The sequence below is a fragment of the Oxynema aestuarii AP17 genome, assembly GCF_012295525.1.
Taxonomy (GTDB): domain Bacteria; phylum Cyanobacteriota; class Cyanobacteriia; order Cyanobacteriales; family Laspinemataceae; genus Oxynema; species Oxynema aestuarii.
Genome location: NZ_CP051167.1, coordinates 158,898 through 174,701, shown reverse-complemented (window position 1 = coordinate 174,701; position 15,804 = coordinate 158,898). Strand labels below are relative to the sequence as shown.

Annotated in this window: 16 protein-coding genes and 1 pseudogene; 7 read left to right on the top strand and 10 right to left on the bottom strand. The window is 51.8% G+C overall.

Annotation, left to right across the window (positions count from 1 at the left end; all coding sequences use genetic code 11):
* The first annotated feature begins 230 nt into the window (after window positions 1–230).
* The 3 genes from HCG48_RS00750 to HCG48_RS00740 all read left to right on the top strand — a co-directional run bounded on the left by HCG48_RS00750 (window position 231) and on the right by HCG48_RS00740 (window position 2,521).
* Window positions 231–947, top strand: coding sequence for a hypothetical protein (locus tag HCG48_RS00750; protein WP_246259806.1), 717 nt, complete (start codon window positions 231–233; stop codon window positions 945–947).
* Window positions 948–1,045: 98 nt separating this feature from the next.
* On the top strand, window positions 1,046–1,861 hold the full coding sequence (locus HCG48_RS00745) for a DUF1822 family protein (protein WP_168567454.1): 816 nt from the start codon (window positions 1,046–1,048) through the stop codon (window positions 1,859–1,861).
* Window positions 1,862–2,125: 264 nt separating this feature from the next.
* Entirely contained in the window at window positions 2,126–2,521 is a 396-nt protein-coding gene (locus HCG48_RS00740) for a hypothetical protein (RefSeq protein ID WP_168567453.1), read from the top strand.
* 570 nt (window positions 2,522–3,091) lie between these two features.
* On the opposite strand, the gene HCG48_RS00735 is transcribed toward HCG48_RS00740, so the two are convergent.
* From HCG48_RS00735 to HCG48_RS00720, 4 genes are all read right to left on the bottom strand, one after another.
* Entirely contained in the window at window positions 3,092–3,691 is a 600-nt protein-coding gene (locus HCG48_RS00735) for a DJ-1/PfpI family protein (protein ID WP_168567452.1), read from the bottom strand.
* Window positions 3,692–3,832: 141 nt separating this feature from the next.
* Window positions 3,833–3,922: a cytochrome b6-f complex subunit PetN gene (gene petN, locus HCG48_RS00730; RefSeq protein ID WP_168567451.1), complete on the bottom strand. Its 90-nt coding sequence runs from the start codon at window positions 3,920–3,922 to the stop codon at window positions 3,833–3,835.
* Between the two features lie 82 nt (window positions 3,923–4,004).
* The gene (locus HCG48_RS00725) at window positions 4,005–6,446 is read right to left on the bottom strand and encodes an MASE1 domain-containing protein (protein WP_246259804.1); all 2,442 of its coding nucleotides are present in this window, start codon (window positions 6,444–6,446) and stop codon (window positions 4,005–4,007) included.
* A 696-nt stretch (window positions 6,447–7,142) separates the two neighbouring features.
* Complete coding sequence (locus HCG48_RS00720; RefSeq protein ID WP_168567449.1) at window positions 7,143–7,319, bottom strand: hypothetical protein; 177 nt, start codon at window positions 7,317–7,319, stop codon at window positions 7,143–7,145.
* A 74-nt stretch (window positions 7,320–7,393) separates the two neighbouring features.
* On the opposite strand from HCG48_RS00720, the gene HCG48_RS00715 reads away from it, so the two are divergent.
* The gene (locus tag HCG48_RS00715) at window positions 7,394–7,597 is read left to right on the top strand and encodes a hypothetical protein (protein WP_246259802.1); all 204 of its coding nucleotides are present in this window, start codon (window positions 7,394–7,396) and stop codon (window positions 7,595–7,597) included.
* A 145-nt stretch (window positions 7,598–7,742) separates the two neighbouring features.
* On the opposite strand, the pseudogene HCG48_RS25655 reads toward HCG48_RS00715, so the two are convergent.
* The 3 genes and pseudogenes from HCG48_RS25655 to HCG48_RS00705 form a co-directional block, all read right to left on the bottom strand.
* Window positions 7,743–8,444 (bottom strand): annotated as a pseudogene (locus HCG48_RS25655) (RNA-guided endonuclease InsQ/TnpB family protein); the annotation flags it as partial.
* A gap of 10 nt (window positions 8,445–8,454) precedes the next feature.
* Window positions 8,455–9,018, bottom strand: a complete 564-nt coding sequence (locus HCG48_RS25650) for an RNA-guided endonuclease InsQ/TnpB family protein (RefSeq protein ID WP_246259800.1) — start codon at window positions 9,016–9,018, stop codon at window positions 8,455–8,457.
* A gap of 212 nt (window positions 9,019–9,230) precedes the next feature.
* Entirely contained in the window at window positions 9,231–10,703 is a 1,473-nt protein-coding gene (locus tag HCG48_RS00705) for an ankyrin repeat domain-containing protein (protein ID WP_210437135.1), read from the bottom strand.
* 133 nt (window positions 10,704–10,836) lie between these two features.
* Here HCG48_RS00705 and HCG48_RS00700 point away from each other — a divergent pair, with 133 nt between their 5' ends.
* Window positions 10,837–11,307 carry a DUF4079 domain-containing protein gene (locus tag HCG48_RS00700; RefSeq protein WP_168567447.1) on the top strand — a complete coding sequence of 157 codons (471 nt, stop codon included), beginning with the start codon at window positions 10,837–10,839 and terminating at the stop codon, window positions 11,305–11,307.
* 142 nt (window positions 11,308–11,449) lie between these two features.
* Here HCG48_RS00700 and HCG48_RS00695 read toward each other — a convergent pair whose 3' ends face one another.
* Window positions 11,450–12,220: a DUF1997 domain-containing protein gene (locus HCG48_RS00695; RefSeq protein WP_168567446.1), complete on the bottom strand. Its 771-nt coding sequence runs from the start codon at window positions 12,218–12,220 to the stop codon at window positions 11,450–11,452.
* A 367-nt stretch (window positions 12,221–12,587) separates the two neighbouring features.
* On the opposite strand from HCG48_RS00695, the gene HCG48_RS00690 reads away from it, so the two are divergent.
* Both HCG48_RS00690 and HCG48_RS00685 read left to right on the top strand, forming a co-directional pair.
* Window positions 12,588–13,256, top strand: coding sequence for an NAD(P)H-binding protein (locus tag HCG48_RS00690; protein ID WP_168567445.1), 669 nt, complete (start codon window positions 12,588–12,590; stop codon window positions 13,254–13,256).
* Window positions 13,257–13,258: 2 nt separating this feature from the next.
* Window positions 13,259–13,951, top strand: coding sequence for a glycoside hydrolase family 24 protein (locus tag HCG48_RS00685; RefSeq protein WP_246259798.1), 693 nt, complete (start codon window positions 13,259–13,261; stop codon window positions 13,949–13,951).
* 1 nt (window position 13,952) lies between these two features.
* Here HCG48_RS00685 and HCG48_RS00680 read toward each other — a convergent pair whose 3' ends face one another.
* Entirely contained in the window at window positions 13,953–15,230 is a 1,278-nt protein-coding gene (locus HCG48_RS00680; RefSeq protein ID WP_168567444.1) for a C39 family peptidase, read from the bottom strand.
* 235 nt (window positions 15,231–15,465) lie between these two features.
* Complete coding sequence (locus HCG48_RS00675; RefSeq protein ID WP_168567443.1) at window positions 15,466–15,786, bottom strand: hypothetical protein; 321 nt, start codon at window positions 15,784–15,786, stop codon at window positions 15,466–15,468.
* Window positions 15,787–15,804 lie beyond the last annotated feature (18 nt).

Genomic DNA, 15,804 nt, shown 5'->3' with positions numbered 1-15,804 from the left:
GATTGAGCGGTTGTGTGATGTCAACCCTCCCGTGCAACGACCCGAACCCAACTCCTCCCCGGCGGGCTGGGGACGGGTCATACCGTTTTTCAAAACCCTCGATCTCTCTCCTTATTTTTGAAAACCGGTATAAGGCCCGCAGTAGATTTTTGATTTCTGTAATTTGGAGGTCAACTATGCGATTTGTGAGAGATAATCATCTCCAGTCCAGTCCGTTGAGGAAGATTGAGATGACCCCGAACGAATCCCATCCGATTCACGAACAGTTAAAGGAGATTTTTCGGCAAGCGCTGCATACCTCGTCACCGAAGGAGCGCAAGCGCCTACGCCGCAAGGGGTTACACTTGATGATGCAGGCGCCAAAGAAGTGTTTTTGGCGCGGATACGCTCCGTTGTTTGACAACGATCTACTTTATCTAGAAGCTTCGGACAAGGCGTGGGAGTATATAGAGCACAAAATCAATGGCCGGATTCGCGGGAAAGGTACGGCCCAAGAAAAAGCCTACGACCCGGATAAAGGCGATGCCAGTCCCCTTACGCTTTGGAATCGACGCTGTAAAGGGATCTATAAAGATCTGCGCCAACAAGAGAAAGAATCGATTCACCCAAATCCCAAAGATCCGAGAACGGGGGAAGCTCTCGATATTAATGCGGTGGAGGCTGAACCAGAGAGCGTACCCCGGTTAGAACGGGTGCGTGAGGAGTTAGAAACCGATCCGACGGGGGTTTTGAAGACGACCTGGGTTCGTAAAACGCCGCCGCCGCCAATTACGGCTCAACAGGTGTTGCTGAAGTTGTACGATTTTGCTTCTTGCGGGGAAAAGTGGACTTTGAGCAAGTTGGCTAAAGCGTTCGATATGCCCGCAGGTTCGATGAATTCCATTTGGGAGAGAAAGCTAAAACCACTCTTGGAGGAGATGGGCGATCGGCTTCGGCGACAACTTTAGCCAAGATCGGTTAACTACTGTAGCCGCTTCATTTCAATGAAAGATCTGGAGTCATTTTAACAGAATTTAGAGAGTTTGAATAGTTGAATAGGGGAATCATGATTGGCGAACTGAATGAAACATTTGGACAAAGAGTGGCGATTCCGCCGAGTTTCTACGCACAGTTAGACCGCTCCCTCGTTCGGCTGAGTCCGCAGCAAGCTGAAGGGGTTCGTCAACGGGCGATCGCGGTTTGGGTAGTGAGTCGCTATCTCAATCGTTTAGGTTATGATTGCGCGATCGAGAAAAGTAGTCCTTGGAATCCTTGTTTACAGGTTTTGAGCGATTTGGCAGATTTGCAAATCTTTGAGGAAGAGCAGTTTTTAGGAACGGTTGAATGTTTGCAACTGCCACCGAATGCAGAGTTTTTTGAAATTCCGGAACAAGCGGTGATGAGCGATCGCATTGCATATCTTGCCGTGGCTGTCAACGCCGAGGAAACCTGGGGGGCGATCGTCGGTTTTGTTCCTGCGTTGAATGTAGACTTTCCGAGGCTCAAAATTAAGCGGAATAAGTTACTCTCAAGAGAGCGGCTGATCGATTTATTAGAAAATGCAGAAAGATTAGGAAGAAGCGATCGGCTCGGTGAGTTAGAAAGGTATTGGCAACGTCACGGCAACTGGTCTGAGCAGGAACGTTTGGCGGCGATCGCTCAACTAGAAAGTGCTTTATTATTACAAAGTAAGGAACCCCTACAAGTGGAATGTGCCGCCCAGGAACTGGAATCACTCATGGCTCACTCTATAGGTGGTCGTCGAAAAATTGATTTGCAATTAAAGGAGGAGGAATTAACCCAAGGCGATCGTGAGGAGTTACGCTCTATTTTGCGCCGAATTATTCGATCTTTGAGGGAAGGAACGGATGAGATAATTTAAAATGTTAGGGGTGGCGTTAGGGGTAGGTTCTCTCAGTTTGGGTAATCCCTACCCTTGCCGTCGGAAAACCTCTTGAGGGAGGGGTGCAGTTGCCGGAGAAAGCCAAACTATGACCTGAATTGAATACGGTTTGCATAAAAAATACTGTATTTGACGGTAAATAAAATAACACCGGAAATCCCCCGGATGTCAATGGCTTTATCGATCTGAGAGGTTGAAATGAACAGCTCGAATCAATCTTATTTGTTTGCCCCTTCTTTGAACTTGGGTGAGGCGATCGCTCCCGTTTCTCTGGAACCGCAAAAATTGCAGGTTTGCCAACATTATAATCATCACCTGCGCGTCCTCATTCCTACAACAGTTGATGGCGATCGAAAAGCAGATACATCGGCTTTTCTCGATCGCGCTAATTTACTATTCTCTCAGCAGTTTGGCGGAACAATCTGCAAGCGTTTCTTTGGTTTTTACGAAAGTGAAAATTACGGTTTAGTAAAAGAAGTTATCTTTGAGATTGAAGCGTGGACTAATGATTTAGGATTGAAACAAGCAGAATCATTTCTTGAAAATTTCTTAGTTGAAATCTTGCAGGAATTGCGCCAAGAAACTGTCTTTTTTGCAATTGATGGTAAAGCTCAATTATTGACGTTAGAATCGCGTTAGCTACAGCATTTCTCAGTCTGCTGAGGTATGGCGGAATCTCTTGATTTCGGGATTGGGTTGAGTTTGATGTACCTCACGGGCTTAAAAAACGCTATAGATCCCCCTAAATCCCCCTTAAAAAGGGGGACTTTCCTCGTTCCCCCCGAAATCCCCCCAACCCCCCTTGAAAGGGGGGCGAAGGGGGGATAGGGGGATCGGCACTGTACCTCATCAGACGCCCGAGTGCTGTATAAGGGATAAAATCGTACATTTTAAGTATTTTTAGACTTCAAATGCACGATTTTATCCCATTTTTCTAAAATAATGAGAGAGATCGAGGGTTGACAACTATAGTATAAAATTTTGTATTCAAAGCCCTAAAGGGTACAATACAAAAATACAAAGGTAGAGAGATTCAGGATAACCCGATCGCAGCCCTTTGTCCTTTGATTCTGCAGCGATTGCCTCCTCTCAAACAGGGTCGATCGCCCCTCACTCAAATTGGATCGCCACAATTGCACAAGCTTAATGCTTAACCTCATCCTAACCCCAAAAGTGAGGCAAAGCTTGCCTCACTTTTGGCCAAAACCCTCACACCCGAGCCATTTTGCCGTGTTCGATGCGGGTTCCCAAGACCTTGAGGAACTCGGCCAACCAGGCGGGATGGGCGGGCCAGGCGGGGGCCGTGACCAAATTGCCATCGACGACGGCGCGATCGACCGGAGTGCTGACATAAATTCCGCCAGCGCGCTCGACTTCCGGACCGCAGGCGGGATAGGCGGTGCAGCGCTTGCCTTCGATCGCTCCCGCAGCCGTCAACACCTGCAAGCCGTGGCAGATAGCGGCGATCGGCTTGTCATGGGTGGCGAAATGTCGCACGATCTCTAACACTCGATCTTCTAACCGAATATATTCCGGCGCTCGTCCGCCGGGAACGACCAAAGCATGGAACGCCGAGGGGTCGATCGCCTCAAACGAGGCATTGAGCGTAAAATTATGTCCCGGTTTTTCGCTATAGGTCTGGTCTCCCTCAAAATCGTGAACCGCAGTTCGTACCGTTTCTCCGGCTTTTTTGTGCGGACAAACCGCCTGCACCGTATGACCGACCATTTGCAGGGCTTGAAACGGCACCATCACTTCGTAATCTTCGACAAAATCGCCGACGAGCATCAAAATTTGTTTGCCTGTCATTTTGCGAGTCCTCTGGGAAAATTTACAGGGCAATCGATCCAAAAAATGGGGCTAACTTTTGTGCATTAAGCTAGCCCCAAGACAATGGAGGGCGATCGCGCGAGGCGCGACCCTCACGGATTCGCCCGTCGCGATCGCGATTTAGAAGCCGTTACGACCCCAAACCACGAGGGAAATCGAAAAGGTAAACACCACCAACAACGAAGACCAACCCAATGTCAAAATATCCATAATCTTATGTCGAGACCCGAAATAGCTAATGATTTCAACCTCTTATCATAATCCAATCCGCGACCCTCGCCCATCCGTCGGCTCAGCTTTCCTCCACCAGCACCTGTGACGTCGGTAGGGGCTGCACTGAAGCGGGAAGGGCGATCGTAAACGTCGATCCTTTCCCCAACTCGCTGCTGACCTGAATCGTCCCCCCCATCATCTGACAAAACTTTTGAGTAATCGTCAGTCCCAACCCCGTTCCCCCATATTTGCGCGTCGTCGAAATATCCGCCTGAGTGAACGGCTGAAACACCTGTGCCAGATGTTTCGGACTCATGCCAATTCCCGTATCGCTCACCTCGAACACCACCAACTCGCAATCGAGGCGGGGCAACTCGTCGGCGAACTCCTCCCCCAAACAATAGCCGTCTTTGACGCGGCGGATCGACAATTTAACCTCGCCATTTTCGGTGAACTTCGCCGCATTACTGAGCAAATTGAGCAATCCTTGCCGGATTTTAGCCACATCCGCATAAAACTCCCCAATGTCATCGGCGGTATCGATGATTAACTGATTGCTATTTTTATCGATCGCGGGCTGGATCGTATTGACCACTTCCCACACTAACTTGTCGATCTCGATCTTTTCTAAATCCAAACTCATGCGACCCGCTTCGATTTTAGATAAATCCAAAATATCGCTAATCAAGGCGAGCAACTGTCTCCCCGCACCGTGAATTTTTTTTAGATCCGGGACGAACTCTTCCTGTCCCAAATCTTCCGCATCTTCCTGTAAAATTTCACTGTAACCAATAATCGCATTCAGGGGCGTGCGTAATTCGTGGCTCATATTCGCCAGAAACGCACTTTTAGCATAATTCGCCGCTTCCGCCGCTTCTTTCGCCTGCCGCAGTTCCTCCGCCCGCTTGCGTTCGGTAATATCGCTAATCATCGTTAGAATACAGCGCTCCGAGCCGAGATCGATCGCCTCCATCGACAGCAACCCATCGCGCACTTCCCCGGATTTGGTACAAAATTTAATTTCATAATTGCTCACCGAACCGTAAGTTTCGAGGACTTCGAGCAGTTTCGCCCGTTGCTCGTTATCGTCGAGCCAAACTCCCAACGAGAAAGAGGTCTGACCGATTAATTCGTCGCGTGGGTAACCGAACAAGCGCAAAAAACTATTGTTAACATCGACAAACTTGCCGTCGATTAAGGTACTGATGGCAATGCCGAGGGGACTGGCATCAAAAGCTTTAGAAAAGCGCTCTTCACTCGATCGCAACGCCGCTTCCGATTTTTTGCGTTCGGTAATATTTTGTACCGTTCCCGTCACGTTCGAGCCTTTAATTTCGCACTGTTCGTAAACGATTTGCTCGTCGCACGACGGCGGGACGATCCGATATTCGATCGCGTAAGGTTGGTAACCTCGCACCGCATTGTCAAAGGAACGCTCGACTAAGGGGCGATCTTCGACATGGACGTATTTTAAAAACTTCTCCAAACTCGGTTCAAATGCCTGCGGTTCTACTCCGAGAATCCGATAGAGCTCGTCAGACCATTTCAGTTGTTGTTCTTTGAGGTCTAAATCCCAGTTGCCGACTTTGGCTATCCGTTGGGCGTTCGTCAAACTCGCTTCTCGCTGTTGCAACAAGCGCTCGAAATGTCGCCGTTGTTCGACCACGGCGCCCAAAACTAAGGCGGTTCCCGCCACTACCGCCATAAAAACTTGTAGGGAGACGATCGCCTGGGTAATATTGTCCGCATGTTTCAGAAACGGTCCGCTATCGCGCGCCACTCCCCAAATCGCCATCCCAGCCACCATCAAGTTGACCACGGCGGTACCCCGTTGTCCGAACCGCAGGGCCGCCCACACCATGAAGGGAAAGGGTAGATATTCGAGGGGATATTCGGCGACGTAAACCCGGGTACGCGAACAAAAGACGATCCAACTGATCGGTAATAGAACCGTGACTAAGGTGGTCGCTTCGAGAATCCGTAAAACCAGTTTTTTCCAGTTGTGGCGGGTTGCGATCGGCGGTAATTCTCGCCAGGAGAGCAACAGGGGCGAAATTAGCAAAATCCCCATGAAGTCCTCGATCCACCAAATCTGCCACGTACTGGAGAGTTCCTCGGGGGCGATCGCGCCGCCCCAGTAAAGATAGCTCGCTCCCAAACCGGACCCGATCGCGGTGGACAACAATCCCCCCAGACTTAAGAGTAAAACCACATCGCGCAGGTTTTCCAGGGCCGGATTGAATTTGCAGCGTTTGAGCAGTTTGACGGCGATTAATGCTTGCACGACGCTGCTAAATACCGCACCGATTGCCAAACTCAGGGATATCGTTTGACTTTGAACGAACACAAACGCCGCGATCGCAATCCCGGGCCACAAGTTTTCTCCGAATAAGACGAGAGCAGCTAGGGCTATCCCCGTCGGTGGGCCGAAGGGTAAGACGTAGCGATCGAGTCCGGGAATCCAAGTGGCTAGAATGGCGCTGCCAAAGTAGCTAGCGGCGAGAGCTGCTATGCGGGTCAAGTATTGCCCGTACCGTGTCTGGCTTGCAATCATAACCTGCTTTCGTGAACAAATGGACTGTTTCCAACGAGCACAGACAAAGGCGATTCTCTAGTTCGCTAACGCTCCCCCAATATCGTCTTTCCCATCATAAAGTTTTCAGCCGAGTAGTCAGGAATATTTTCTCAAAACCTTCGTGTTAGCGTCGGTTCGCACTCCACTCTGCTTGGGGTTACGGATCGAGCAAACACGGCGGTTATTGAGAGATTCGTGAGATGTCGCTTTGTTGTCTGTCTCTGCAAGCAATGAGGCTTACCTATATCAAGAAGCCTCCGATCCTACCCATTAGATTTCCCCTGATTTTGCCCGAAAATAAGGGCAATGCTGCCAAAAAGCAGCACTTTTGACATCGAGAGCGAACCGTCGATCGAAGGGGGTAGCGAGCCGGAAATCGGGTTGGGGTTACAGGTGCGATCGCGGAGAATCCCGCGATCGATACTTATGCTATCCGCAAATCTATCGATCCTGCCAATGTTCTTTTTGGCGATCGCCATCCCCACCCAGGAACTCAATCGTTATTGAAACCTCGTTTTTTAAGGGGGAAATTGCGATCGCGATCGCCAAGAATTTTATAATTTTAAAAAACCAATAAATCCCTGTATTTTAATTACTTGTTTTTTCATTCTTAGGGATTATCTACTGTTTTTATAGCGAAGATTATCGGTGATTTCGATCGCAAATGGAACCGTCGATCGCCCTTGTAAAACCTTTAAAATCGGAGGCGGACGGGATCCCTAAAGGCTCTGGGTCGAAAGTCGGGAGGCGAATCGGGGGTGCGATCGCGATCGCCTTTGCACGCGATCGCGATCGCCATATTTGACCGATCGAATTCACAAATGAATTCCCGCATCGATCGCAGATCGATCGTCAATTATCCTCCATACTAAGAATAGAAGAATTTATAAAAAATGATGATAGATACCGCCCTTCTCCCCCAATCCCAAATTGCCGAGCTATTTTTCCAGGTCTATCGCTACGGGCAAATTACTAAAGAACAACGTCAGTTTCTAAAAACGTTTCTCCTCCAAGAAACATTGCCCTATGAAGAACGCACCGCGATCGATCGCATGATTTATGCAGTGCGGCGCGGCTGGCTCAAGATCGCCGAGTAAGGCATTCTCCCTAACCCGTCGTCTCGTTGACCCACCGTTTAACTGTAATGCTCGGATCCTTCAATGAGTTCAAATATCGATCGTTTGCAACCCGTTTTCTGCTAGAAAGCGGGTTTGTGACATCCTCCCGACGCTAAATCAAAGATTACAGCGCGGGCTTCCCAACCTCGCGATTGGGTATTCGGGCCCCACGCCACTTATCTAGGTCATAGACCCCCGACAGACCGACTTGACAGGCGGTTTCCGTTCCCCAGAGTCCCTGGGATACTACATTCTCTAGTCCACGATGCAAAACCATCTCTGCGGCGGCACGATCCCGATGAGTCCGATACCCACACTCAGGACAATGATGCTCTCTGACTTCCAACCCTTTGCTCACCGTAGCAAAACAGTTGGGACAGGTTTGACTGGTGCCGTTGGGATTGACTTTAGCAAAGTAGACTCCTCGCTTCCAGCACACCCATTCTGTCAGAGACAGGAATTGTCCGAAGGCAGCATCAACACAATCTGTTCGCAACATCCCTCGCGTCAAGCCTTTGACGTTGAGATCTTCTGCAAAGATGGTTGGCGCCCGGTCGCAAAGCTGATGAGCCGTTTTCAGATGGAAGTCTTTACGACGGTTCGCAATTCGGTGATGCATTCTAGCCACTTTGATTTGCGCCTTTTCCCAGTTTTGAGAACCCTTCTGTTTTCGTGCGGCTCTGCGTTGCAGCAATTTCAGCTTGCGTTGCATCGACTTGAAAAACTTAGGGCGCTCTTGGAAAGAGCGATCGGAAGCGGTCAAGAATCGCTCCAATCCCAGGTCAATCCCGATCGTCCGACCGTGAACCGGGACATCGGGAACCGAGATATCCGATTCAATCGTGACGACAACATACCATTGTGTACCCCGTACCCTGGACAGTACCCTTACCTGTATCCCCCCAACCCCCCTTTGAAAGGGGGGCGAAGGGGGGATGCAGGTTGATGGGTACTTCCCCGATCTTTGGCAACTTGATTGTGAAGCCATTGATGGGATTGTTCTTGAATTGGGGAAACACAAAGGATTTGAACTGACCGAACTTTTTGAAACGCGGGAATCCATATCCCCGTTTCCGAAATACTTCCCAGGTATCGTGCAGTCTGCGAATCGTGGTCTGCAATACCTGAGAATGCACCTTACCCAGATGCGGGAATTGCTTCTTCGCTTTGGGCAGGTTATTCTGCTGACGATGGTAAGACGGGAATGGCTCATCGGCGGGAATGATGTATTCCTTTTCCAACGAGCATCGGTCTACCGAACACTTACGCGAAGCAATCCAGTCTTTGAGTTCGCGCAAAGCGTAGTTATATACGCCTGTGCACGTCTCAAGCCACGACCGCAGTTCAGTCTGCTGTACGACATTTGGATAGATTCGGTAGGTGTAGTTCACGGTCAGCATGACTATAATTTACTACAGACTATAGCTGCTGATAAATGCTGGTCTCATCCCCATCGTAGGGCTTGACCCTTCCCGCAGGGTGGGGATGAGACCAGCTCGGGGAGTCCATGGATCCCGACGCTGATGCTTCGTACAGCGCGGGACTTATAGCTCCCCGAACCCCTCAAAAGTTAAACTACAATGTTGCCGGATTGGCAGGACGCGCGATCGCCTCATTCCAAGGCGCCTGCGTCTCGGAGCGCGCGAACCACACTGTTAAACCCGTTATATTCGGCGATCGCCAGAGCCGTATAACCCCCTTGATTCCTCAAATTGACATCGGCCCCCGCTTCGATCAGCCGCTTGACGATCGCCAGATGACCGCGATGTCCCGCCCACATCAGGGCCGTGGCCCCCGAGCGATCGCGTTGGTTGACATCGGCCCCCGCCGCGATCAGCCGTTCGACGATCGCGATCGCATTGCGATCGCCCGCCATCATCAACGCCGTTTTCCCTTCCTCGCTGGGACGGTTCGGATCGGCCCCCGCTTCGAGCAGTCGGGCCACGGTTTCCTGACCGCCTTGGGCGACTGCTAGCAATAACGGCGTTTGTCCCAAGTTACTGACATTCGGATCCGCTTGTCGGTCGAGCAAGGCGGCGACGATCTCCGCCCGGTTGTGGAGCGCCGCCACTAACAAGGGGGTATCGCCCAAGTGGTTGCGAGTTCGGCACTCGGCGCCGCGATCGAGCAACAGTTGCACCATATCGGTATAGCCTTCGACCACGGCCAAATTTAACGCCGTTTCCCCATCGCGATCGCGGCGATCGATCTCGGCGCCGCGATCGAGTAAGGCGATCGCGATCTCCAGATGACCCCCGGAGGCTGCCGCCATCAACGGCGTCACCCCATCCGGGTTCGCCGTATTGGGATCGGCGCCTGCATCGAGTAAGGCGGCGACCACATCGAGATAGCCGAGATCTGCCGCCACGATCGCGGGAGTTTCGCCGTCGCGATCGCCGTAATTGGGGTCCGCTCCTGCCGCCAGTAACGCCCGCACGATCGCCGTTTGTCCGGCTTCGCAAGCCGCGAGTACGGCGGCGCCGCAATCGACCTGCTGGCAGTCGATCCCGCGCGTTAACAACAGTTCGACCATCGCACTGTTGCCCCGTTCGACCGCCTGCTCGAACAAACGATCGCAGTCGGCGATCGCCTCTACCGCCGCCCCTGCTTCCAATAACATCCGCGCGATCGGGGTATGACCTTGGGCGATCGCCAGTCGCAACGCCGTATCCCCATCCCGGTCTTGAATCGTGGGATCGGCCCCACAGTCGAGCAACCGTTGCACGATAAACGGATTGCCCCTCAACGCCGCCACCATCAACGCCGTGCTGCCGTCGTCATTGGTCGCATTGACATCGGCTCCGTTGTCGAGCAGCATCCGCACCACATCCGCTTGATGGCTGGCACTGGCAAACATTAACGCCGTGGTGCCGTGTTGGTGACGGCTTCGGTTGACCTCGCCCCCCGCCGCCACGATCGCCCGGACGATTTCTACAAATCCCCGTTGTGCGGCGACCATTAACGCCGTGGTGCCGTTGCGATCGCTCGCGTTCGGATCCGCTCCCTCGGCGATCGCCCGTCTCACCTCGTTAATTTGACCCTTTTCAGCCGCCTGCAACAGTAAAATATCCTGGTTCGAGGCCATCACCCACGCCCCATTTCACATAAAAATAGCACTGTCAACTTACCGCTAAATAAAACCTTTGCAAACCGAGCTTGGGTCGCGATCGTGCTAAGTTTTATTAAGATTCTGAAACCTTGAGATCCTAGGAGAACCCATGACGATCGAACTTCCTGCCCCCCTACAAACAGTCTTACCGTTCTTTCACCCCCTGATCATGTGGGTGCTGTTCGCCACCTCAGTATATGCCCTGTTTCTCGGGATCAAAGTCAAGCGGACCCGCCAAGCCACGGGGGACGCCAAAAAAGAACTGATTAAGGGCAAATACAACATCAAACATTACCAAGTCGGTTCCGTGCTCTTAGCCTTTATGGTCTTCGGCACCATTGGCGGGATGGCCGTCACCTATATTACCAATGGCAAACTGTTCGTCGGCCCTCATTTGCTAGTCGGACTGGGAATGACGGGTTTAATTGCCGCTTCTGCCGCCCTCGCACCTCTGATGCAACAAGGCAAAGACTGGGCGCGCTTCGGTCACATCGGCCTCAATATGAGTTTGTTACTCCTGTTTGGCTGGCAGGCGGTCACCGGAATGCAAATCGTTCAAAAGATTCTCAGCAATATGTAGTCGCTAGAGCCGCGTGGTGGCGCACGAGCGGTTCGTTCGCTTAAACGTGGCTCGAACTAGGGGGAATGAAAATAGCGCCCGAACTGACGAAGCCTCCTTGTGGAGGCTTCTGAGGGGGGTGAGAACAGAATCGATCGCGAGCTCAAGCCTCATTGACCGACTCGATCGCCTCTGGAGCGATCGCGCCGTTACTTTCGTCCGTGGGGGTGCATTCGTGACAGACCTCCCGACGGCGGTTTTTCGACCAGATCTTTTTAAATAACTCGAACGTCGCCTCTCCTTGGGATTGATGGAAATCTTCTTGCACTTTATAAGTCAAGCGTCGCGACACTTGCTTGACAATTTGAGCGAGGAGGCGATCGCCCGTTTTCTGAATCAGCGATTGGGGTAAAGCTTGGATGAATTTCGGGAAAAAGACGGCCACTTTCAGGTCTAAATGCCATTCCACCCGGGTCATGCGATCCGGCAAAGAGTCAACGCCATCGAGCTTGTAGTCACTATAGTCCGGCATCGCTGCGATCAACCGTTGGGCCGCTTTAAAATCGACGTCGTAACCCGGCGGGGTGTAGTCCGGAACGGGGATCGTTTCGATCAGGTAGAGTCCTTCTTGTTGCGGTAACAGGTGCAGACCGACTTTCGGCTCGACTTCGTAGCCAAACGAGCCAAAACGCCCGATCGTCAGTGCGTAACCGTTTTCTCCAATGCGATCGGCACTCATCGGTTTGGCGCAGCGTGGAAACCACTGTTGATGGGCGTCGAAATAGTCCGCGACCACCGACGTATCGGCATACATTTCCATACAACCGACAAAATGAACTTGAAACCAAGTCGGTTCGCTCGCTATTTCAGTCGCTGCCTCGCTGCGATCGGCGTCGATGGCATTTGGCATTGCATTGGCAAAATTCGACTGCATAAACCCTATTCCCTACCTTAAATGAATCGTGGCAAACCCGCTCGACAGATTTCACCTAACCCTACTTGTTTCTACCTTAACGTGTTGCCATCGGCTCGGATCTCCGTAATTTCGCGATAATTTGTGGCAAAAACTTGACGATCGCGCGTTTGGTAAAATCCGACAAGATGGATTTAACTGCGATCGTAAACCGAAATCGGCAACCCCACTGTGTTCGAGCTATCCCGAGTTTGGCGATCGAGATCAACGTAGCAACGGCGAAATGAGGGTATCGAACTTGATTAAGATCGAGTCAGGGGTCGATCGCTCCGGCTTGACACCGTATTTTGGATAGTAACCCACTCAATCGGTCAGGAACCATAAATCCGTGAAAGCATTTGTAGCCGGAGCCACCGGAGAAACCGGACGTCGGATCGTCCAACAATTGGTCGATCGCGACATCCCCGTGCGCGCTTTAGTCCGCAATCTCGAACTCGGTCGCCAACTGTTACCCCCCCAAGCGGAGTTGGTCGTCGGCGATGTTTTAAATCGGGATAAGTTAGCCGAGGCGATCGCCGATTCTACCGTACTGTTGTGCGCTACGGGGGCCAAACCCAGCTTGAATTTTACCGAACCGTATCTGGTCGATTACGAAGGGACGAAAAACCTCGTCGATGTCGCCAAAACCCAAGGGATCGAGCATTTCGTCCTCGTTTCTTCCTTGTGCGTGTCGCGCCTCTTTCACCCGTTGAACCTTTTCTGGTTGATTCTCGTCTGGAAAAAACAAGCGGAGCAGTACCTACAGCAAAGCGGTCTGACCTACACGATCGTCCGTCCGGGAGGCTTGCGTAACGACGAAACCCCCGAGGCGATCGTCATGTCGTCGGCGGATACTTTGTTTGAAGGGAGCATCCCGCGCCAAAAAGTCGCCGAAACTTGTGTTGAAGCGCTGTTTCAGGTGGAATCGTACAATAAGATCGTGGAAATTGTCACTCGTTTGGAGGCGCCCGATCGCCCGTTGGCCGAGTTATTTGCTGGGGTAGCCGCTTCTGAGTAATCTTGACGGAGGAAGTCCCACGGGTGGAAAAAACCCTCAATTGGCAAAAATTCAAGCAAATGGCGCTGTTAGGCATAGCCGCCAGCGCCTTACTCTTAGCTTTGCAATACTGCCAGGGCGATCGTCGCGATCGCCTCGAACCCTTTGACGGCGAAATCGCCCCCCTAGTCATGGAGGGGGGCGATCCTTACGTGCGCGCCCTCATGCGGACGATTTCCGCCAGCGAATCGAATGTCAGGCGCCCCTACGCGGTACTCTACGGCGGCGAGTACATCGACGACCTCAGCGAGCATCCGGATCGATGTATTCCGATCGTCTCCGGCCCGAACTGGGGGGACTGTACTACCGCCGCCGGACGCTATCAGTTCATTACCACGACGTGGCTAGAGGTGGCCGATCGCTATCACCCGGATCCGTCCCACTTTTTGTTCTGGATCTCCTACAGTTTTGAACCGGAATATCAAGACCGGGTGGTTCATCGCTGGTTGAGCGATCGCGCCGCGTGGGGGGCGGATATTCCGGCCCTGTTGCGCCAAGGGAACTTAGACGAGGTGTTTTGGTTGCTCTCGGGAACCTGGACGAGTCTCAGTTACGGGATCGAGCGCAATTCGATGACTCCCTACCTCTTTGAAATTTACTGGGAAATGTTAGACGAGGAGTTAGGAACGGCTCGCAGTTCTCGATCGCAGACTTAATTTACACTTTGTAGATGCGGTGCAACCAAATCGTGCGGCTGCTTTCCGCCTCTTCCGGCGTCATGCTACGGTAGCATACTTGCGCTTCGCCAAAGCTCCAACTGTCGCAACACGAGGCGATCGCCTTGCAGGAATAATGCTGGTTTTCGCCTTCGTTCGGACTTGAAGCATCGTTCGTTTTGTAATACCAGGGGAACCACTGCCCGTAAGGGTCGTTGACGATAAACCCTTTTTGGTCGTATCCCTTGATGACGATAATATGTCCCGGCGCGGTAAAATAGCCGTGGACGATACAGAGTTTACCCTCGTCGATCGCCCGTCGGATATCGGCGAGACTCCCTTCGCTGGTGAAATCGTCGCGAATCCCGGGACGGTCCTCGGCGAGTTGTTTGAGTCCGGCGGTCGAGAAGCGGCTGCACCCGAGGGTTTGAGCCCGCCGAAACAGCCAATCTTCGAGCTGTTGGTGAGCTACGGGCGATCGCACTCCGAACGCCGCCAAGCACATCGCCAACGAAGTGACATTACACGATGCATAAGGTTCGAGTTCGTTGTCGAGTTGGGAGAAGTACGGCACGTTAGCGATCGCTTTCGCCCCGCGATCGCCGCTTTCGACGGTACAACAGCCCGCCGTGGTCGGATTTTCGATGCGATCGGCGGGGGTCGCTTCCCCGACTATCGCATCGACCGCTTCTTCTTTCCCGTTCAAAACCAATTCTTTAAACCGATCCCAGGGGAAGAGTTCGCCGGGATCGTGGCGGCGATCGGGGTCGAGCTTAGCGTGAGAAACAACGTGCTTGAGGTTGGGATATTTCGCCCAGCAATAGCGCACGATCTGTGCCGTGGCTTCCACCTGCCAATCGGAAAAGCGATCGCTGCTGCGTTGGGTGTTGACCACTTCGATCCCCAGGGACCAGTGGTTGACTTTTGGATGGCCGTCCCAAACGTCGGGATGGGAGCAAGCATTGCGAACGTGCCACGCAGCAAGGGTTTCTGGCGCACACGCCCACACGATTTTACCGTGTTGCGCTTCGTCTTCGTCGGGTACTAACCAGTGAAAACTGGCCCGTCCGTCGCGCATGACCGAGACGGCGCCTTCCGAACTCGATCCCGCCGTGGCGTGAATGACGATCGCCCGGATCCCTTCGATTGGGTGGTAGTCTCGTTGTGAGGTACATTGACTCCAGTAGTCCCGAATTCCCGGATACCAGCGTTCGGGAACTGTCGCGTTTTGCGGACGGCGATCGCCCGGTAAGTCGAATTGATAGGTTTTTGGATCCATCTTTCAATAGAAGTGATTGATTATTTGTTTATTTTCAGAATAAGTCACCAACTTTCCGGACAGTTTAAACGAATTGCGATCTGGATTTTTGCTAAATTTACAATGCGTAAAATTTGCTGTCTTTTTTAGTCATAAATTATTGCTTTGTGTTTAAAAAACTTCATATTTTTGAGAAAGTTCTAGGGAGGGGAGACCTCCCCGATCGCCGATGGCGCGATCGCCAACAGATCTCCGCTCAAATGGTCGGGGTCGTCCTTGATTTCGATCGCCCTAATTCGAGCAAGAGTAAGACGGCATTGACCTGTAAAAAAACATTGCGATCGCCCGAAATATAAGACCCTCGATGAGATACTGGAAAAGAAAGATAAAAATTGAATAACTTTAACATTTTTCGATCGGAGCGAATGAAGCCATGCCAGTAGGGGGGAACGGCAATGAACGCTCGGAGTTTTCCATCAATGGCTTGTGGGGATTTAGACGAGTCATTGACCTCATTTAAAACGATCGGCGATCGCACCTTAACTGAAAAAAGAATAAAAAAAACAAAAAACAACACTTTTTTACGCTTTTTAAT